Raw genomic sequence first — 21,351 nt, 5'->3', positions numbered from 1 at the left:
CTAAGAACCATACTCGTTCCTAAACCACACTTTTTGCCATTCCCTTTTTAGTATCTCGAAGGTCACCTGTTCCGAAATTTCGACCACATCCGTTGCCTCAATGGTTTTAACTACTTTCTCCGGAACATCGATAATGTAGAGAAGGTTCAAATAATCGGTAAATTTCTCCATGATCAAATAATATATTTTCTCATGTACCAAGGTCTTTAGGTCTTGGGGGGATATTTTATCCGGCAACTCTATCAATACGTTGGCAAACAGAAAATCCTTTTGCAACTGTGAAACCAGGTTCTGATAAAGATTTTGATCTATGGCATGTGTTAGCAGTGCCGAAATGTTGGGGAAATTTACAACCATATGCTATTTACGAAATTTTACTGGAAATGGTTTTTAAGAAAGCACAATAAAACCATCTTTTTTAATAATTCACCGGTATTGTCACTGTTTTTGATGAAATTATTTATATGGAAACCACATCTCACTCGGGTTTCCAATATTCCAAACAAGAAATTTCACGGTCATTTTCAGATCAAGGATCGGCTATCACAATATCTGTTTCCCCCTCAAGAAGTGTAACATGGCAGCAATCTACCCCTACCACATAATCCGAATCAACCAATAGCATGTCGTCCACATATCCCTGAAAATTTATTTCAAGCTCCATATTTCTGTATTTTGCAACATATTTATCGCTGAACAAAGGGTAGGTCCCATTTTTAACCATCCAGTCATAGTCATTTCCCGAGGTGTCCAAGGTAAGATCATCGCCATTGGACAGGACAACCTTAAAGGAGTCCAAAGCCAGGGCGGTGCCATTCTTATCCTTGACACTTACCGTAATGGTCCTAAATTCTTCGGTACAGATTGCATCCAGACAATTGGGTGTATCCTCCTTACCCTTATCACTGCAATTTAGGGATAGCAAAACCAACACTGCCAGTAAACCCGCATATAGTTTCATAAGCCTTTTTATTTAAGGATACGAAAGATCCGGATGGGTTGCTTTGTTCAAGATCAATTTATACAAACCGACAAATTTTATGGCCAATTTGTTGTGGTTGCGTAACGATTCAGTCCGGGGACCTGCCACATGATTTGCAAATGTTGTCTACGATTCCTTGGAGTTGGCCATTTATTTCTTTTTGCTTTGTTCAAATTTAAAATCCCGAAGGGATTGCATGTTTATAAAATATGTTTCGGTTTCATTTTATTCGACCCTGTAGGGGTCGTACCTTGTTATTCTTGTTCATGTTCTATAAATATGCGACCCTTTCAAGGTCCTATTCGATCCATTCGAACAAATATTCATCTTTATGTTCTTTCTGATATTTCATCAAAAATTCTTTGTACTCTTCTTTAAATATTTTTCTCCTATGGTGTTCTTTTTGATTTTGAATGTAACCAATCACATTATCCAGTGCCGAATGGGAATAGGAAAAGGCCCCATAACCTTCCTGCCACTGAAACCTGCCTCTCACAAACTTTTTCTGATGGATAAATCCATTGCTCGCTTTCTTAATTTCTCTGACCAAGTCAGACAAACAGCACGAGGGACGTATCCCTAATAAAATGTGCATATGGTCGGGCATTCCATTTATGGCCAGAAGTTTTTGTCCTTTATTAATGATAATGCCCGATATGTATTTCTATAATTCCCCTTCCCAAGAAGAATGTATTAAGCTCTCTCTTCCTTTTCCAACAAAACCGACTTGAATATATATTTGTGAGAAGGTACATGCCATTATGCACTCCTATTTACAAGAAATTTATTTTCTAATTTTTTCTTCCCAAAGCCAGGCCGACTTCATGGCTTCATCCAGGGTAGATTCCGCTTTCCAGCCCAAGACTTTATTGGCCTTGGTGGTATCGGCATAGGCCGATGTAATATCGCCAGGCCTCCTGTCCACAATTTTATAATTCAATTTCTTTCCAGAGACCTTTTCGAAGCTTTTAATGACCTCCAAAACCGAACTGCCTTTGCCAGTCCCCACATTAAAAACTTCATAATTATCCGGGTTCTTACCGTTCATCAATCTTTCCAAAGCCACTACGTGGGCCTTGGCAAGATCCACCACATGAATATAATCCCTGATGCAGGTACCATCAACCGTGGGATAATCGTCGCCAAAAACGGAAAGCTTCTCCCTAATGCCCATCCCTGTTTGGGTAATAAAGGGCACCAAATTTTGTGGGACACCAATTGGCAATTCCCCTATTTCAGCACTCGGATGTGCCCCCATTGGATTAAAGTATCTGAGGGCAATGGCATTTATCCCCGGAGTTACCTTACAGGTATCACGAATTATTTCCTCGCCCATTTGCTTGGTATTGCCATAAGGGGATTCTGCCATTTTCACCGGGGCACTTTCGGTAATCGGCATTTTATCGGCTTGGCCGTAGACGGTACAGGACGAACTAAAAATGAAACTGGATTTGTCCTTTTTAGCAAGTTCCTTTAGCAAATACACCAAAGTACCAATATTGTTTTCATAATACAATAAAGGTTTTTCCACGCTTTCACCAACGGCCTTGGAGGCGGCAAAATGAATAACCCCGGCAACATCCTGATGTCTTTTAAAAAAATCCTCGACTTTTGTCCTATCTTTCAGGTCTATTTTTTCAAAAATCGGTCGCTTCCCCGTAATGGCCACAATCCCATCCAGGACCTTTTCGGTTGAATTGGACAGATCGTCAATAATAATTACTTCATAGCCTTTATTCTGTAATTCTACAGTGGTGTGGGAACCAATAAATCCCAAACCTCCCGTTACGAGTATTTTCATATGTAGATATTTATTGTTTTTTAGTGGTAATACCTGCCCGACTACATCGTTCAGGCAGGTGTAATTCGCATATCTTCATTTGGGTTTGCCCGCCAGAATGAATCTTTCGGGCTGGCGACCAAATTTTGGACACGCTCATTTCATACGTTTAAATTTTGATTTAATTTTTATTATTCGAACTTGCCAGCACCTATTCGTTATCCTATTGCCTGCTCACAAACTGCATAATGGTCTCTGTAATAAACAAAATTTGTTCATCGTCCAACTCCGTGTGCATGGGCAAGGAAATTACCTCCTTGACCAATTGATTCGTTACCGGAAAATCCTTTTCTTGATAGCGTTCATCCAAATAGGCCTTTTGTCTGTGCAAAGGAATGGGGTAGTACACCCCGCATGGAATTTGATTATCCGCCAAATGCTTTACCAATGCATCGCGTTGCCCATTTAAAATCCGTAAGGTATACTGATGGAATACATGACAGTTACAAGTTTCACAGGTCTTGGCACAGGAATGTACCATTTGGGGAACCTGAATATTTTTGTTCCCTTCAAAAGCCTTGGAATACTTGCTTGCCGCTGCCCTCCTTCTGGCATTATAACCATCCAATCGCGACAATTTGGATCGTAAAACCGCTGCCTGAATGGAGTCCAATCTGGAGTTTACCCCCACCACATCATGATGGTAGCGTTCGTACATTCCGTGGTTTACAATGCCCCTCAGAGTATGCGCCAAATCATCATCATTGGTAAAAATGGCACCTCCGTCCCCATAACAACCCAAATTCTTGGAAGGAAAAAATGAAGTTGCCGCCACGTGCCCCATAGTTCCTGCCTTCTGTTTTTTGCCATTCTTAAAGGTATAGTGGGCCCCAATGGCCTGAGCATTATCCTCAATAACAAAAAGATTATACTTTTCCGCAATTTCAAGAACGGCATCCATATTGGCGCATTGGCCAAATAAATGTACAGGCACTATTGCCCTAGTCTTGGAAGTGATCGCTTTTTCCAGCGCTACTGGATCAATATTAAAACTATCGGGCTCCACGTCTACCAAAACGGGGGTAAGTTGCAACAGGGCAATCACCTCTACCGTAGCTGCAAAGGTAAAATCGGCCGTTATTACCTCGTCACCTGGTTTGAGACCCAAACCCATCATCGCTATTTGAAGGGCATCGGTCCCATTGGCACAGGGAATAACATGCTTCACCTCCAAATAGTCCTCCAATTCCTTTTGAAAGGCATGCACCTCTGGGCCATTGATAAATGTAGAGGTTTCCAAAACATGGGATATGGAAGCGTTTACTTCATCCTTTATGACTTCATATTGACCTTTTAGGTCTACCATTTGAATTTTCCTCATCGAATAAAACTTAGGTTCCAAACTTGGTTTGGAGCGAACAATATTACAAAAATAAGGATTGGCAGCCAATGGAATTTATATAAAGAAACGTATTTTAGCCCCAAACGAAAATTCTGTGTTTGCCATATATAATTTTGCGGTACAATTGTCCGCGCTTTTCCTAAAATTGGTTGCCTTGTTCCATTCAAAAATCAAACTTTTTGTAGATGGGCGAAAAGGGGTAATGTCCTATCTCCGGAAAAACATAGGTGGGGCCGATTCCATAATTTGGGTACATACGGCCTCTCTGGGCGAGTTTGAGCAAGGCCTTCCCATTATTGAACAGTTAAAAAGGCATTATCCCGCGCATCGAATATTGGTCACCTTTTTTTCCCCATCGGGCTATGAGGTCAAAAAAAATACCGCAGCCGCAGATATGGTGACCTACCTCCCAATGGACACCAAAAAAAATGTCAGGCAGTTCCTGGACCTTATCCATCCCAAGTTGGTCATTTTTGTCAAGTATGAAATATGGCCCAATTATATGAAAGCTTTGTCCCAAAGGGGCATCCCTACCCTACTGATCTCCGCCCTCTTCAAGGAGGATCAAATTTACTTTAAGGGTTACGGTAGTTTTATGCGAAAGGCCCTCCACAATTTCACCCATATTTTTGTTCAGGATGCCAAATCCATTGAACTATTGAGTAAAATCAACATCAGGAACACCACCATTAACGGGGATACCAGATTTGATAGGGTCGTTGAAATTCTTGATAGGGATAACAACCTGTCCTTTATGGAAAATTTTAAAAATGGCAAGCAGATTTTGGTGGCCGGCAGCACATGGGCCGAGGATGAAGAAATATTGGTACCTTATATAAATGCCGGGGAATCTTCCTTAAAATTTGTTCTTGCCCCGCACAATATCAAACAGGAACACATCAACAAGCTTAAGGCTTCCATCACCAAGAAAACAATACTTTATTCGGAAATGGAAAACAAGGAGCTATCCAATTATGATGTGCTTGTTATTGACACCATTGGCCTATTGACCAAGATTTATAGTTACGCGGAAATTTCATATGTAGGTGGCGGTTTTTCCACCGGATTGCACAACACCTTGGAACCTGCGGTATATGGTATACCCGTAATTATTGGCCCCAACTTTAAAGGCTTTAAGGAGGCCGAGGATTTAGTCAACAAAGGCGGGGTATTGGTGGTAAAATCCACAAAAGAATTCTTCACGCTTATCAACGACCTGCAAAACAAGACAGAGTACTTAAAAAGTGCAGGGGATATCAACAGTACTTACATTTCTGAAAATAAGGGGGCAAGCATCCAGATCATGGCATATATACGTACATTAATCTGAACACCTATGTTACGATTATGCAAAATTCCCGAATGTTACACCTGGTTTCCCTGACCACTTTTCTCCTTTTCTGCCTCTCATGCAGAGAGCCTATGGGAGAACAACAGGGCACCACACCATCTGAAGGTACCGTTCCAAATAGTCAAAAAGAAGATATGGAGAAGGCGGAACCGGTAAAAATAGCTCCTTTGAAGAACAATAGCACCCCAAGCAAATCCAAAAATGGGCAAAAGTCCAGATCAAGGGATACGCTCACTCCCAAATTGGCCTTGGCATCGGAAAATTTCCTGTCCCTAAAACCTTCGGGAGATATTTAATTGCTCCAGCCGTCCTTATCTCTCCCGTGGAGGGGTAAACCCCCCCGTGCCGTTCGGGCGGACCCGTCCGTACCGGCACGGGCGGATCGGAAACCCTGTTTGACGGACAGGCAGGCCTTACCCAAGGGTCGGAGCATCTTTAGATTGCATATACCGTACATTTGGTTTACTTTTTTTGTTAGCTTTACAAAAATCAACAAACCAAATTATGAATTCCAAAATACTTCGCATTTCACTTATTGCCGCCTTAGCGGGTTTTTTATTTGGCTTCGACACTGTAGTTATTTCCGGTGCCGAGAAAAAACTACAACTTTTATGGAACTCCTCCGAAGCCTTTCATGGAACGGTAGTAATAGGAATGGCTTTGTTCGGGACCGTTATTGGTGCTATATTGGGAGGTATACCCACCAACAAGATCGGTAGAAAAAACACCCTAATTTGGATAGGGGTACTCTATTCCGTCTCGGCCATAGGATCTGCCTTTGCCAATGACCCCGTTACCTTCGGAATATTCAGATTTATAGGCGGCCTGGGAGTAGGTGCCTCCACGGTAGCGGCCCCTTCCTATATTTCCGAGATTGCCCCTGCAAAAGATAGGGGGAGATTGGTTGGACTTTACCAATTTATGTTGGTTTTTGGCATCCTTATAGCCTTCATGTCCAATTACGCACTGAGCAATGTTGGTGAAAATGATTGGCGATGGATGGTTGGGGTGGAGGCCTTCCCCGCAATAATTTATACCTTGTTTGTCCTAACGGTTCCAAAAAGTCCAAGATGGCTATTGACCAAGAACAGGACCGAGGAAGCAAAAAAAATACTCAACTCCATAAATCCAACCCTTTCCGTGAAAGAATTGGAAACCGAGATGGCCTACGGGGAAGCAGTTGGACAGGCTTCGGAGAATATTTTTATGAAAAAATATCGCTTTCCGTTAACCTTGGCCTTTTTAATTGCCTTTTTCAATCAATTTTCAGGAATAAACGCTTTTTTATACTATGCCCCACGGATATTTGAAGCGGCCGGATTGGGTGAAAGTACTGCCCTGCTCAGTAGTATAGGGATCGGTATCACCAACCTTATCTTTACCTTTTTGGGTATATTTCTTATTGACCGGCTTGGGCGTAAACAGCTAATGTATATTGGCTCCTTTGGCTATATCATTTCCTTGTCGCTCGTAGCAGCGGCATTTATTCTAAACTGGGAAGGAATGGCAGTCCCCATTTTTCTCTTCTTGTTTATAGCTTCCCATGCCATTGGCCAAGGGGCCGTTATTTGGGTATTTATATCCGAGGTATTTCCAAATCATCTCAGAGGATCCGGTCAGTCCTTTGGCAGTTCCGTACATTGGGTATTGGCTTGGCTTATTCCTTCCTCCATCCCTGCCCTTTTTGCCTGGGTAGGTCCAGGTCCTGTATTTGGTTTCTTCGCCTTTATGATGGTGCTGCAATTGCTCTTTGTAATTTTTATAATGCCGGAGACCAAAGGGATTACTTTGGAGGAACTGAGCAAAAAACTGAGCAAGTAAGAAAATACCACATATTGATTTTCAGTATTTTATCGAAAATTTTAACAATACAACGGAATAGTATACCAAATGATGGTCACATAACGGATTTGACTCCAAAACACATGATAATTTGGGGATAATTTATTACATTGTTTTAAAATTTGAATATCATGGAAGAAGTTACTTTTGGCACAAGGGTGCTCAATGGATTCCTTAGCCTTATGGTCGTAGTATTGGTAGCTATCCTATTGGCTGTGGTAGTATGCTTGATTTTGGCCGCTTTTGGTTTCTTTTAATAGAATCCGATACATGTTACTAGGACCTTTACCATTTAGGGTCGAATTCTTTTCTCCAAAACTACTGGCACCTATTTTCTTTTGATTGCGGCATGAATCATTTTAACCGATTCACAACAACACACTTTAACCGGCACCTAGCTTAGGACACTATTTTTTCACCAAATAGATCCAATATAGGTTTCCCTTGTCCATCGGGCGTAGTATAAAAGGGCCTCCCTTCTATGGTATAATTCGTTTCCGGATGTATTCCCAAGGCATGGTATATGGATTGATGTACCTGATCTATCACTACCGGGTTTTCAATGGAAGAACAAGGCCGTTCATCCGCTGTCTTTCCGTAGACCAAACCTTTTTTAATTCCTCCTCCCCACATAAGAATAGAGCTACCATCCGTAAAATGTCTATGCATGCCATAAAACTTTTCGTCCTCAATAATATCCGGTTGATCCACTTGGTCCTGAACAGGTTCTCCGGGGCGACCTTCCATTATGGCATCCCTACTAAATTCACTGGCCAAGATAATCAGCGTTCTATCCAAATGCCCGGATTCATCCAGATCCTTGATTAGTTGGGCAATGGGCCTATCAATTAGTTCTTTCATTTTTGCCGCACGGGTATGGCCATTTTCATGGGTATCCCAGCCAAGAAAAGGTTCATATTCCGTAGAAACACTTATAAACCTTCCCCCGTTCATGGCCAATCTTTTTGCCAATAGGCATCCCAGACCAAACCTCCCCGTATTGTAGGTATCGTACACCTCCTTGGGCTCTTGGCTCAAATCGAACACCTTGGCCTCTGGTGAATTTAACAAACGATAGGATTGCTCCATGGAGCGCATCAAGGATTCCCTTTGATAATCACTTCCCCCTTCCATGACCTTGCTCTTGTTGGCCAATTCCTTATAAAGTTTATAGCGGGCTTCAAATCTTTTCAGTGACATTCCCTGTGGCGGTCTTACACTATCCAAACCCGAAGAGGGGTCCGGAATTAGGAACGGGCCATACTCACTCCCCAGAAAACCAGCGGAATGAAACGCTTTGAGCTCCTCGGCCTCCCCCACAGTAAAACGTTGCCCCATGGCAATAAAAGGGGGAATAACGGGATTGACGGGACCCAGCTCCTTGGCAATCCACGCCCCTAGGTGCGGCGCCTGGACCGATTGAGGTGGCTCATAGCAGGTGTGCCAATGGTATTGGTGCCGGGTATGGAGGATATGGCCTAGATCGGCCGATTTATAGGAACGGATTATAGCTCCTTTATCCATAACATTTCCAATGGATTCCAATCCTTGCGAAAAATGGAGTCCGTCCACAATGGTGGGCACCTTGGGAAAGGTACTCAATACCCTTTTGCTCTCCACTCCCTTGGAATAAGGTACATATGCCTTGGGGTCAAATGTTTCCGTATGGGCCATACCACCGGCCATCCATAGCAATATTACCGTATCCGCTTTGGATGTTATAGCGGGATCCGAAGTACAGGAACTTAAAAAACTGGCAAGGGGAATACTGGTAGAAGCTGCTGACAGGCTAGCCGCTGCCATCTTTTTTACAAAATCCCTACGTGCATTGCTATGTAAATCCTTATCCATTATTGCTTAGTATATAAATTGAAATTCGGGAGAAATGAACATGGACCAAAAAAGATCCTGCAATGCTTCTTCCTTCGCATCCGTTTGCAAGACGCCGAGCATTATCCCCCTTTCCTTTTCGGTCGGATTTCTACCCAAGGTCTTTTGATATAAATTGAGTACTATATCCTCATTGCTATCCCCATATTTTTTAAGCCATTCGGCTGCCCCTTCTTTAAGCACGTTATTGAAATACTCCCCATTGGTAAGCTCCAACGCCTGCAACAAGGTAGCCTGTTCGTCTCTTGTGGTAGCCACATTTTCCCTAGTGGGCCTGCCCATAACCTTCATAAATGGATGTTGCTTTACAAGGCTGGCCCTGGCAAATTCCCTTTCCGTACCTTCAAAGGTAAAATTTACCAATTTATCCCAGTTGCCAGCACCATAATTACGCACTTCCTGCCAACTGCCATCATCAAAATTAACGGTTACCCATCCCTTCTCTGGCAGTATATCCGTACTTTTCCAAGTATCATTGGAAGTGACCAACAATTCCGTCCCATCCTCATATTGGATTTTCATGGCGAAAAGGATTCCTGCGGGATTGGCGATGGCACCTTCATTTTGGCCCTCTATAGCCAATAGGTTCTTGCCCTGAGCAAGCTTGTCGGCCACCTCCAAGCGATCTACTTTTCTCCAATCCGAACCTTCGGAAATTTTTTTGCCATTGAGATATAGGGCATAGGAATGATCTACTGAAATCAATACTTTTGCTGCCCGAATCTTTTTATCATCCAAATTAAAACTCTTCCTAAAATACCGTTTTCCCGGTTCTGGTAATACGTCTCGGTCAAACTTGATTTCCCTGTGCCAGATCCTATTGGAAGGCAGCCCTTCATTGTTGGGGTCATAAGCTGCCGCATAATACATGGGGGCCACTACTTGGCTAACGGCATCTGAAAACTGCTCTGCACTTAATCGTCTAAGTATGGGGCCGTTAAATACATATCCTTTTTGCAGCTCTTCCTGATTTTCCAATCGGGTAGTTTCCAATTGGTAGGATTTTGATGTCATGATCGTTTTCATGAGCTGTTTTATATCCAAACCGGAATTCACAAAATCGGCGGCCAACCAATCCAACAGATCGGCATTCCAAGGTTTATTATCCATTTCGTCTGCAGGTTCCACTATCCCCCTTCCCATTAATCGCTTCCAAAACCTATTGGTAATGGTTCTGTACAGTCTGCCGTTTTCTGGTTTTACCATTACCTCCGAAAGCAGGAGCAATCTTTCCTCTACACTCTCCGCCTCTACCGAGCCCAGTTCCGGATATAAAAAATTAACCTCGGCCATTTTCCCAATGGGCATATCACACCGATTCAGTTCCATTACGGAATCTGCAAAAATGGAGGCAAACCCATAGGATTGTTCCAAAGTAAGGTTACTTACAAAACTGTTATGGCAGGAGGCGCATTTTACGTTTACCCCCAATAATGACTGACCAATATTTTGGGCGGCCTGCATTTCCGTACGCTGACTGGCATTGACCAGGCCCCTCCATTCAATCCCTTTAATAAATCCTTCCGATTCCTCGGTCGGATTTATCAATTCCTTTACCATTGCATCATAAGGCTTATTTTCCAAAAGTGACTTGTACAACCAATCCGTAATCTGTTTACGTCCTCCGGTTATAAATCCGGGGCCACTATAATCGTTCCTAAGTATATCGTTCCAAAAACTCAACCAATGTTGGGTGTAATTATGGGTATCCCCCAACAATTCATCTATAAGCTTGGTCCGCTTATCCTTATCCCCATTGCCCACAAAATGATCTATTTTCAGTGGCTCGGGCAGGAGGCCAAGAATATCCAGATAGGCACGCCTTATAAATGTCCTATCGTCAACAACCACTGGCCATTTTAACTTTTTTTCCTTAAAATAGGAATCCATTATTTTGTCTACGGGATGGCTCTCCTTGCTATCATTGGGCAATTTAGGTTGTGAGAGGGCCAAATCGGCCTCGGGAAAAATCTTTAACGCCCCATCAGACCATTTTGCACCACTTTTGATCCACAACTCGATCAACTTTATTTCGCTATCCTTCAATACCTTCCCTTTCTTTGGCATTACATCATCATGATCTGGCGGAAGGCTTATCCTGAGAAACATCTCACTTTCCTCCGGCCTGCCCTCAACTATAACGGGGCCCGACTTCCCACCTTGGTACACTCCGCGTTTATTGTCCAGTACCAAATCGCCCTTTTGTTTATTTTCACTATGGCATTGATAGCAGTTATGTGCCAAAATGGCCCTAACTCCCAAATTTAATTCTTCCTGTTGTGCTTCGGACAAAGAATCCAAGCCCTTTAATTCCGTCAATAATACCTTTGTACTTTCATTGTCATATGAATCTTGATTACGGGGCAGGACACTGGTCAGGTAATCTTCCCCATGGGTCAGATTGGCTCCCAAATGGCCGGCAACAACCAGAATGGTTACTGTTGCGAACAGCCCGATTCTATAATACATATAAGTGGCAAGTTTGCCCTTCAAGGTGGTTCGCAATAAGAGCCCGGTTACCATGGCCAAAACAGCGGTTGCAATACCTGCATTCTGGTGAAACTGAACCAAATCGCCTTCATAATCGTCGTAGGCATGGAGCAACCAACCCAAGACCGCCGCCAAAACGGCGAATATGGCCCCCAAAAAGACCATCCAATGAATACCCTCCCTAAGGCCCTGCCTTTTTCCGCCAAGGGTCAAGAACTCCAAAAATAGGGCAACCACCAACAAGCCTATGGGAAAATGCACCACCAAAGGGTGAAAGCGTCCCAACAGCAGAAATATCCATTCCCACGAATTCACGTCCATAGCAGTAATTTAATATTTTTTATATGCCAACATTTCTTTAAATGGGAGTTTCCCAATAGTCCACATAATTTTATGCCCATTACATTTATTTTCTTCTAAGTTAACTATTCGGTTTAAAAATACAATACCAATAAAAAATTTCAAGAAATTTTTTATTCTAACCTACCCGGAACTGCTTACCTGCAAAGGCAGGTGCTCCAAAGGAGAGGTAAACCCGCCCGTCCTTACCGGCGCGGGCGGATGGGAAACCATGTATGCAGAAGCAGTTGGCCCTTAATAATGGCACTGGCAAGCCAGACCCAGGGGCGGAGAATCTTATTGATTAATATTGTTGTTCACAAAAAAAGCAACCCTCTTGGGTTGCTCCTAATACTTATATACCTATGGCATAAACACATCTCGATAAGGACTACTTTAGGCCGAGGGATTCATTTTTTGTTTTATTAATGCTATCCACCTCTTTTCTGAACCTTAATATCATTAAACTATCCAACTGACTGCCAATACTATCCCTCATAGATGCCCAATTTTGGGCATTCATATCACCAGCATAGCGCATTATCTTGTGAAATCGGGCTACATTGAAGCGATTGGCCTTCCATGCAGCTTTAGTACTTTCCTGATGTTTTAAATCCTGCAAATAAATACCGACCCCAAAGGCAACAATAACAAGACCCAATACCAACGACCAACGGACGGATGTTTTAGACATTATTTCTAATTTAGATTAAAACAATAGATTGTTCCATAATAGACAACACTTTATTTACGTAAAAAAAGTATCCTTGGACCGTTAATTTTAAGAAACTTTCCTATGGCCTTATACCTAAGTACCGAGCGCTCTATATAAATTTGGAAACCACCAATAACAATACAATAACTGCAAAGGCACCGCTAAATGTCAACATTAGGTCTATAAAATTGAATTTCTTTTTCATACGCTTAAATTTTTTTAATTATTTGAAAATAATCTATTTAAAAAACCCGCCTGAACAACTTAGTCGGGCAGGTTGAGAACGTATGTAACCGCTACGCTCTCACATTAAACCTGCCTGCCGGCAAGGCAGGAATTTTAAACATTGCCTTTTGTGAAGTAATTTTTAAAATTTATTAATGCTCGTTTCATCTGCTTATATTATTTTAAATTTCGGTCATCCCAATAACTATCGGGAGCAACACCTAGAATAATCATCCTCCTACTTGTGAATGTGGTTCTCTTGGGTGTTTCATTTACTAATTTTTATTGTTTCCCATTCTAGCCGCCTCCACACGGAAGGTCATTTAAATGTGATCGGGCAATTTCTTTGATCAGAATTTCAAACCCACATTAGGGCACCATTGTGAAATAAAACTACTACGGAATGCCCTTGTTTCAAAATATCAACGTTCAACGCTGATAAACCATGGATAAAATGTAGGTTTTCCTATATTATGGACCAAAATGACAAGGTTTATTATTGAGCCAAAGATAGAATCGGCAAAAAATTACCATGTCCATGGCAAGACATGGTTTTAGTCAAATAGTGGGCGATAATTGACCATTTATTTGAATTTTCGTTGTTATTGACAACTAAAATCCACTGAATACAATATTAAGAACTTCAAAAAAATTAAATTTTAGTTTATTGGCTGACCTAAAATAATTCCCTTGGAGTTTTTTTGTGAACTATGCCATTGAATATATAATTTTATAAATGCATGGATATTTCTAAAAAAACCATTCTCCCTTAAAAGTTGGATATGCTCTAAAATGCAATATACTATGAAATAAAAATTTTAAGGATTCATAAACCTAGATATCTTCTGCATGGTAAATATTGGATTGGCCCCTTCGCTTTTAGCCACCATCGCACCGACAGCACAACCAAAATTGATAGCGGCTTGGGGGTCTTCACCAGTAAACAACTTATAAATTACAGAGGCTAGAAAAGAATCACCGGATCCTACCGTATCAAGAACTTTTATCCTATAGCCACTATTATAATAAAAAATCTTGTGGTGATATAAAACGGCTCCATAGGCGCCTTTGGTAACACAAATAGTTTCCGTTTGGGTTTTTTCGGCAACAAATGCAATGGTCTGCTCCATAGAATTGTACTTGGAACCAAGATATTCGGCCACTTCGTACAATTCATCATCATTAAATTTCACAAAATTGGAGGGCTGCATTAAATCCAAGAGCAGTTCCTTGGTATAATGTGGTGCTCTCAAATTAACGTCGAAAACCTTGTATTGAGCAACTTCCAAAAGTTGCTTTAAGGTTGTACGCGATGTATTATCCCTACAGGCCAAACTACCGTAAATAAAAATGTCCGATATCTTTAATTGGCTTTTATAAAATTTTCTTGGCATAATTTTATCCCAAGCAACCGGGTAGGCAATATCATAAGATGCCACCCCTTTGTCATTTAAGACAACGTTTACCTGTCCAGTCCCATAATTGGGACTAATCTGTATTCCATCCGTATTGACACCAGAACTGCCTAAATAATTAATTATTTTTTTCCCCTCCCTATCATCACCTACGCTACTTACTATGGATACCTCCACCCCATATGATTGCAATCGCAAAGAAACGTTCAAGGGTGCTCCTCCAATCTTCGAATGAGTAGGAAAATTGTCAAATAAAACCTCTCCGAAACATATTGCGTTTAATTTTTTCATAATTAAATCCTTAAATAAAAGACACGAAGAAACTATTCTCCGTGCCTTTAAAAAACTAACTCGATATTAAATTAATAACCCGGATTTTGCTTGTAGAGTCCACCCGTAAAATCTATTTCACGTTGTGGAATTGGGTAATATTCATCCCTTCCTGCAGTAAAAACGGCACTAGACAAGAAATCCCTTTTTGTTTTTTCCTCCGTTAAATAGGCGTTCAATACTTCTGCTGCCTCTCCCCATCTTACCAAATCAAAGAAGCGTGGACCTTCCATACCAAATTCCAATCTTCTCTCAAATTTTAAGGCTTTCCAGGCGTAGTCTTTATCCGGGAAGGTCGTATACTGTTGAATATTATAGATATCAGTTGCACCAGCCTCGATCTGGCGTTGAGTACTTACAGCGGCACGGGCTCTTATCTGATTGATCAAAGGCAAAGCTTCATCCCAACGGTCCAATTGTATCAAGGCTTCTGCCTTGAACAACAAGACATCCGCGTACCTAATAAAATCAACATTCTTTGAGGTTCCTACAAATGGTCCTTCCTTCACATAACAGGAGCAATCCGGAGCTTGCTGCTCCTTCATATTGCCGAAATAGCCATACACCCCTGGGTCTCTGGCCCAGCTAAAATTGTAGACCATATCCCCGGCAGCATTAACCGTATTTCTATATTTAAAAGGACGTCCAGGTATCCCTACGGTATGGTCCAATCTGGGATCCACCGTTAATCCCGGGGCTGGGGTAACGGTACCATCCTCATTAACCGTGGTAAAAATATCGGCATCGTTGAAAGTATCCAACAGGGGCAATCCTGTGCCATCGGTCCTAAACGCATTTACCATATTTTGACTGGCCAAATGAAAACCACAGCAGCCGTAAAGTGCAGATCCATGAGGAGAATTAAGTCCAGTAACAAAACTTACCCTACTCACCTTGGTACCGTCATTTATGGAAAACTGAGCGGCCCAAATTGATTCTGGCCCATTATCAAAACCGTCCAAAAAGTTATTACCGTAATCGGCTTCCAATCCAGCAATAACCTCATCGGCATAATCTATTACTTCCTGAAGTTGGGCAGGATTAATAGCTGTGACCTGATGCTGGTCATTTTGCTCATAAGCCTGATATAACCTAAGTTTCGCCATATAAGCTGCTGCCGCATTTCTGTCTGCCCTACCTACTTCATCCTGTGATTGGGGTAAATTGTCATAAGCAAAAATAAAATCTTCGGCTATAGTATCCCACAATTCATCATTGGGCACATCATTGGAAATGGCCGCTGTCTCCTCCTGAGACAAGCCTTCTTTGATATATGGAATTTTTTTGAACAAGAGCTTCAACATAAAATGGGAATGTGCCCTCAAAAATCTAAGTTCGGCCTGTCTTAAGGTCTTATTTGGATATTCCGCATCGGGTATATCATTGATAACGGTCAACGCAAAATTAGCCCTTGAAATAGCCTTGTAATAATTGGTCCATGTTCGTGGCGCCATCCAATCTCCATAATCAGGAATGGTCAAGTTGTACTGCTCATAGCGGTCTACCACATCCACATCACTTCGGCCTCCCCCACCTTTATAGGCATCGTCCGAACGTACACTTCCATATACCCACTGGTGAGTTAAGGGCCCTATCATTTCATCATTAGCTATTCCTGCGTAAGCGGCAACCACCAAAGCTTCTGCATTATCGGTCGTTGCTACATTCTCATTGGACAGCACTCCCTCAGGTTCATATTCCAAAAAGTCCTTGTCGCAGGAGACCAAAAGAAATGAAACCAGCACTCCTATTATATATAATTTATTTCTTTTCATGATATTCATTTTTAAAAGTTTAAATTAAGTCCCAATGATAGCACTGTTGGTACAGGGATGTTATCAACACTAATACGCTCCGGATCCGATCCGATATAGTCTTTAGGAGTAAACCAAAATAAATTCTCTCCTTGAAAATAGACCCGTAATCCGGTCATCCCCCAAAGTTTACTAATCATCTCCCCAGGTAAAGAATAGCCTATCTGTAAATTTCTTATTTTGAAATAGGAATTCTTCCTATATAAATAATCGGAAGTTCTCTGATCGTTAAAAGCCAACGACAGGGATGGAATATCCGTATCGGTATTTGATGGAGTCCAGGCATTGAGAACGCCTAGACCTGCATTCTCACGGCCTTGGGTGAAATTATTCCAGAAAATATAAGGATCCTGACCAATTCTTCCGGCTACACCTGATCCAAAAATAGAGAAGTCAAAGTTTTTATACCCAAGATCAAGTCTAATTCCATATTCCAGGTCTGGCAAGGTATTCCCAATAAAGTCACGGTCATCGCTATCTATTACATTATCCCCGTTAAGGTCTTGAAACTTCAATCCTCCAGGTCTTGCCCCAACTTGTGCGGGACTGGCATCGATATCGGCCTGACTTTGGAATAATCCATCCGTTTTATAACCGAATATGGAAAATTGTGAATGACCTAGGATAGAATTCTCCGCCGTTCCGGGAAAACCTGCCCTAACTTCTTCGGGCAAAAAGGTAATCTCGTCCTTGAAAGCTCCAAAATTGGTAGATAACCCAAAAGAAAAGCCACTATCCCAAGTTTTGGAATAGGCCACCGAAAGCTCCCATCCCTTGGTTTCTGTGGTAGCCCCATTAAGGACACGCTGTTGTCCTTCACCAATTACAGAGGCTATTGGCGGTGTAATCAGGATATCACTAGTTTCTCTGGTAAAGTAGTCGAAAGCACCAATTACTGTATTGTTAAAAAGCCCAAAGTCTACACCAAAGTTAAATTCCTTGGTAGTTTCCCACTTAAGTGCCGGATTTGCCGCTTGAATGGAAACAAAACCTGAAGGTAAGGTTCCGCCATCATTGCCTCCTAAATCATATGCCGTACCAACGTTATAATACTGATTGAAAAAATCAGGAACAAATTGATCTTGGTTGGGACCATATCTTGATTCGTAAAGACCAAATCTGGCCAGATCACCAATGGATTGGTTACCAACTTCACCATATCCGGCACGAAGTTTTAAATCCGACACCGCACCTTCATCATTGAAAAAATCTTCCTTGCTAATCCTCCAACCCAAAGTAGCGGCAGGAAAAACACCATACCTATTTTCATCACCAAATCGCGAGGAACCATCCCTACGAACGGTAACAGAGGCTAAATACTTATCTGCAAAAGCATAATTTAATTTCCCAAACTGGGACAACAGACTACTACCACTGGAACGTCCTGTATTGGTCCTGGCTCCTGTAGCCGCATCCAAAACAAAATAAGACTCAGTTTCCACTGCAAAGCCATCGGCTATGGCCGTGACCGAATCAAAATCATTTTTAATGGATTCTGCTCCGACCAATAGGCCAAATCGGTGATCTCCCAGTTCTAGGTTATAATTTAGGGTATTGGTAAAGACAACACTGGTAAACTTATTGGTGTCCAAAATCAACCTATTATTACTCCTGTTTACAAACCCATTGGCAACCGTGGGTTCAATGTCTTTACGTTTAAAATCATTATAATCAAGACCAATACTGGTCCTAAAAGTTAAATTGTCCAATAGCTGTAATTCGGCAAATACATTTCCGAAAATATTGGTCCTTTCCGTGTTGTCCCATCTATTTAAATATTGCATCAAAACAGGATTGTTACGATCAGAATATCCTGCTCCCAAAGGCCCTCCATAATTACCGTTGCTATCGAACAAGGGTATTGTAGGCACCAAACTAATGGCCAATGCAGGTGTTGGGGCGCTCCCTATGTCAGTAGAGGCCAAGGTTTCATCAGAGGTGGTAAAAGCCGTATTTACCCCTATCTTCAATTTATCGTTGAACAATTTAAAATTGGAATTCAATTTCCCTGAAAATCGTTCGTAACCGGTATATTTTAATATCCCCGTATTCTTTAGATGCCCCAAATTGATTAGATGAAAAGCTTTGTCCGTTCCCCCCGAAATAGAAACTTCATTATTGTACACATAACCCGTTTCATAAGCTTCATTTTGCCAATCCGTATCCCCTGCAGGCACATTGGTATCCCCCCCAACATAGGGCTGTAGGGTTACACTGTTTAGTACCGGATTATTTAAATCCCCATTCCAATCAAAATTATAGATTTCCCCATAACCTCCGGTTGGATCGGCACCATCGTTGACGGATGCCCTCCATAATGCTTCTCCTCTTTGTAGGGAATTCAGCATATCATAACGCTGCTTTTTTTCGGACTGTACGGAAATGTTGGAATTTACACTTACCCTATATTTCTCTTCCCCACCTGCTTTAGTACTATTCTTGGTGGTTACAATGATAACGCCATTTCCTGCCCTGGAACCATAAATAGAAGAAGCGGATGCATCTTTCAAAACCTGAACAGATTCAATGGTACTGGGATTAAGCCCTGAAAAAACCTCTTGCCTAACTGTTGGTACCCCATCTATTACATACAAGGGGTCGTTGTTCCCCAAGGTGGTAACCCCGCGAATTAGAATTCGGCTATTGGTACCATTAGGGTTTCCAGACTTTTCAACAAAAAGCCCTGGCACCCTTCCTTGTAAGGCCTGCATGGCATTACCGGAACTTAAACTTTGCCCTTCCACAGGGCCAAGTTCCACGACGGTGATAGCCCCTGTTAAATCGGCCTTTCTTTCGGTGGTATAGCCCGTTAGTACAACCTCGTCCAACATTTGTGCATCTGACCGTAATACAATATTAAAAGTTGTTTGCCCATTTACCGGTAGCGATAGGGTTAAAAACCCAACATAACTTACGGAAAGCGTAGCATCCGAGGGCACCTCATCCAAGGCAAAGTTACCATCAAAATCCGTTGTGGTACCATTGGTAGTGCCTGCCACCACCACGGAGGCACCTGGCAAAGGCATGCCATCATCCTGAGAGGTTACGGTACCTTTTATCTGCTCCTGGGCCAATAGCCCCAATGGAACAAACGTTGTTAGCAATAATAAGAGTTTCAGTTTCATAATTGAGTTGTATTTAGTTAATGTTAAGTTGATTTACTTCTATATCTGCAATAACAAAATTTTGGCCTGTAGTCTCTATCCTTAGTGTCTCGAATGGTGCATTGGGAAAGAAAATTTCGGTCATTACGGTTGCCCCATCATCAAAAAATAATTCTATGGATGTCTTGTCCAAAAGAATGGTTCCGGAAAGCTTTTCACTACTTGAAATTCGCGGGGCAATACTCTGCTTACTTGAAAATGTATCGGAAAAACCTACTTTACCCGATTTACTGCGGTCGATAAAATATTTGTTATCGGTGGCATCATATCCAAAGGATAATTCGTCCCCTTGTTTATTGGTAAGTTTAAAAGTGAAGCCATCCTTTTTGATATCGGCTATATTGAAGTTGATTACAGCCTTTGAAAGGTTTACCTTTTCCAAATCTATTAATTCCAATTCCCCTTCCACTGCAATATTTTCTTTCTTATACTTTACCCCTTTATAGGTATCCATTTCACCAACGGGATCAAAAGCCAATCTATAGGATTTAGAATCTTTAATCAATTTTACTTCCCTGGCCACGGTCATGGCACTACGCCAAGTTTCGGTAGGGACTTCATTGGCGTATTCCCAATTGGACATCCAGCCCATATAAAATTTCCCCCCTTTCTTGGAGGTGATATTTGAAAAGGTAACCCCGGCATAATTATCCTTCCCAAAATCTATCCAAAAGTTATGATCCTTATTCAATACCGTTTCAAAATCCTCATCCATGACAAATTTGGTACCATCAAAATCACCAATAAAATATTGGGTAGCACTGCCTCCATTTGGACCTCCGGGATTTATACTAACATAAAGTACCCATTTGGTCTCATCGGTACCCTCTACAGGAATCGGAAAAAGATCCGGACATTCCCATACCCCCCCATGGGTTCCTATCTCCTTATTAAAATCCCCGCCAAAATCTGATAATAGCTCCCAGTTTTTAAGGTCTTTAGACGCATAGAACATCACTTTGTCCTGAGCCGCCAAGACCATGACCCACTTTTCATGTTCTTCGTTCCAGGAAACCTTGGGATCCCTAAAATCCCTTATTCCCGGATTCTGGATAACAGGGTTGCCCGAGTATTTGGTCCATGTAAGCCCCTCATCCAAGGAATAGGCAATGGCCTGTGATTCTACATCAATTCCCTTGGCCTTTTCAATGTCCATATTATGATAGGTAAATATGGCTATAATAGGCACCTGCCCCCCTGTACCAAAGCCAGAGGTATTTTCCAAATCCACAACGGCACTTCCGGAGAAAATATATCCCTTGTCGTCCGGATATAAAGCAATAGGCTGTTCCTTCCAACTTACCATATCCGTACTTATGGCATGGCCCCAGTGCATGGGCCCCCATTTATTGCCATCGGGGTAATGCTGATAATACAAATGGTAGTATCCATTGTAATGGAACATCCCGTTGGGATCGTTCATCCAGCCCACCTTAGGGGTAAAATGAAAATTAGGTCGGTACAATCCTTCTTCCGAATCAAAAGAAACTTCACTTGGGGAAGTATTTCCCACATTCTCTTTTTGCCCTTGATCCTTGCAGGACAAAACAACGCAAAGACCCAAAAAGGCGACAAATAATCTTAATTTATAATTTTCCATATTCTTAAAAAT

The 21,351-nt window shown here is 41.8% G+C and carries 16 protein-coding genes; 4 read left to right on the top strand and 12 right to left on the bottom strand.

Annotation, left to right across the window (positions count from 1 at the left end; genetic code table 11):
- The 5 genes from D0S24_RS03360 to D0S24_RS03340 form a co-directional block, all read right to left on the bottom strand.
- Positions 1-357, bottom strand: coding sequence for a hypothetical protein (locus D0S24_RS03360; protein ID WP_117018410.1), 357 nt, complete (start codon positions 355-357; stop codon positions 1-3).
- A gap of 172 nt (positions 358-529) precedes the next feature.
- Positions 530-961, bottom strand: a complete 432-nt coding sequence (locus tag D0S24_RS03355) for a hypothetical protein (RefSeq protein WP_117018409.1) — start codon at positions 959-961, stop codon at positions 530-532.
- Positions 962-1,280: 319 nt separating this feature from the next.
- Positions 1,281-1,631 (bottom strand): transposase, encoded by a 351-nt coding sequence (locus D0S24_RS03350; RefSeq protein WP_408912541.1) that lies wholly within the window; start codon positions 1,629-1,631, stop codon positions 1,281-1,283.
- Between the two features lie 135 nt (positions 1,632-1,766).
- Positions 1,767-2,783, bottom strand: a complete 1,017-nt coding sequence (galE, locus tag D0S24_RS03345; RefSeq protein WP_117018408.1) for a UDP-glucose 4-epimerase GalE — start codon at positions 2,781-2,783, stop codon at positions 1,767-1,769.
- Positions 2,784-2,985: 202 nt separating this feature from the next.
- A complete protein-coding gene (locus tag D0S24_RS03340) occupies positions 2,986-4,143 on the bottom strand; it encodes a DegT/DnrJ/EryC1/StrS aminotransferase family protein (protein ID WP_117018407.1) in 1,158 nt (385 codons plus the stop codon).
- Between the two features lie 115 nt (positions 4,144-4,258).
- Between D0S24_RS03340 and D0S24_RS03335 the strand changes: the two genes are divergently transcribed.
- From D0S24_RS03335 to D0S24_RS21300, 4 genes are all read left to right on the top strand, one after another.
- Positions 4,259-5,494 carry a 3-deoxy-D-manno-octulosonic acid transferase gene (locus tag D0S24_RS03335; RefSeq protein WP_117018593.1) on the top strand — a complete coding sequence of 412 codons (1,236 nt, stop codon included), beginning with the start codon at positions 4,259-4,261 and terminating at the stop codon, positions 5,492-5,494.
- A 32-nt stretch (positions 5,495-5,526) separates the two neighbouring features.
- Positions 5,527-5,811, top strand: a complete 285-nt coding sequence (locus tag D0S24_RS03330; protein ID WP_147321422.1) for a hypothetical protein — start codon at positions 5,527-5,529, stop codon at positions 5,809-5,811.
- 208 nt (positions 5,812-6,019) lie between these two features.
- Entirely contained in the window at positions 6,020-7,336 is a 1,317-nt protein-coding gene (locus D0S24_RS03320; protein ID WP_117018404.1) for a sugar porter family MFS transporter, read from the top strand.
- A gap of 152 nt (positions 7,337-7,488) precedes the next feature.
- Entirely contained in the window at positions 7,489-7,614 is a 126-nt protein-coding gene (locus tag D0S24_RS21300; RefSeq protein ID WP_258922814.1) for a hypothetical protein, read from the top strand.
- Between the two features lie 142 nt (positions 7,615-7,756).
- On the opposite strand, the gene D0S24_RS03315 is transcribed toward D0S24_RS21300, so the two are convergent.
- The 7 genes from D0S24_RS03315 to D0S24_RS03285 form a co-directional block, all read right to left on the bottom strand.
- Positions 7,757-9,208, bottom strand: a complete 1,452-nt coding sequence (locus D0S24_RS03315; RefSeq protein ID WP_117018403.1) for a DUF1501 domain-containing protein — start codon at positions 9,206-9,208, stop codon at positions 7,757-7,759.
- A gap of 6 nt (positions 9,209-9,214) precedes the next feature.
- A complete protein-coding gene (locus D0S24_RS03310) occupies positions 9,215-12,058 on the bottom strand; it encodes a DUF1549 domain-containing protein (protein WP_117018402.1) in 2,844 nt (947 codons plus the stop codon).
- 409 nt (positions 12,059-12,467) lie between these two features.
- The gene (locus D0S24_RS03305) at positions 12,468-12,770 is read right to left on the bottom strand and encodes a hypothetical protein (protein WP_117018401.1); all 303 of its coding nucleotides are present in this window, start codon (positions 12,768-12,770) and stop codon (positions 12,468-12,470) included.
- Positions 12,771-13,834: 1,064 nt separating this feature from the next.
- Positions 13,835-14,722, bottom strand: a complete 888-nt coding sequence (locus D0S24_RS03300) for a carbohydrate kinase family protein (RefSeq protein ID WP_117018400.1) — start codon at positions 14,720-14,722, stop codon at positions 13,835-13,837.
- A gap of 71 nt (positions 14,723-14,793) precedes the next feature.
- On the bottom strand, positions 14,794-16,536 hold the full coding sequence (locus tag D0S24_RS03295) for a RagB/SusD family nutrient uptake outer membrane protein (protein ID WP_117018592.1): 1,743 nt from the start codon (positions 16,534-16,536) through the stop codon (positions 14,794-14,796).
- Between the two features lie 11 nt (positions 16,537-16,547).
- Positions 16,548-19,700, bottom strand: coding sequence for a TonB-dependent receptor (locus tag D0S24_RS03290; RefSeq protein WP_117018399.1), 3,153 nt, complete (start codon positions 19,698-19,700; stop codon positions 16,548-16,550).
- 13 nt (positions 19,701-19,713) lie between these two features.
- Positions 19,714-21,339, bottom strand: a complete 1,626-nt coding sequence (locus D0S24_RS03285; RefSeq protein ID WP_117018398.1) for a glycoside hydrolase family 32 protein — start codon at positions 21,337-21,339, stop codon at positions 19,714-19,716.
- Positions 21,340-21,351 lie beyond the last annotated feature (12 nt).

Origin of the sequence: Arenibacter sp. P308M17, assembly GCF_003426735.1 — a bacterium.
Classification (GTDB): domain Bacteria; phylum Bacteroidota; class Bacteroidia; order Flavobacteriales; family Flavobacteriaceae; genus Arenibacter.
This window is presented reverse-complemented; position numbering and strand designations above follow the sequence as displayed.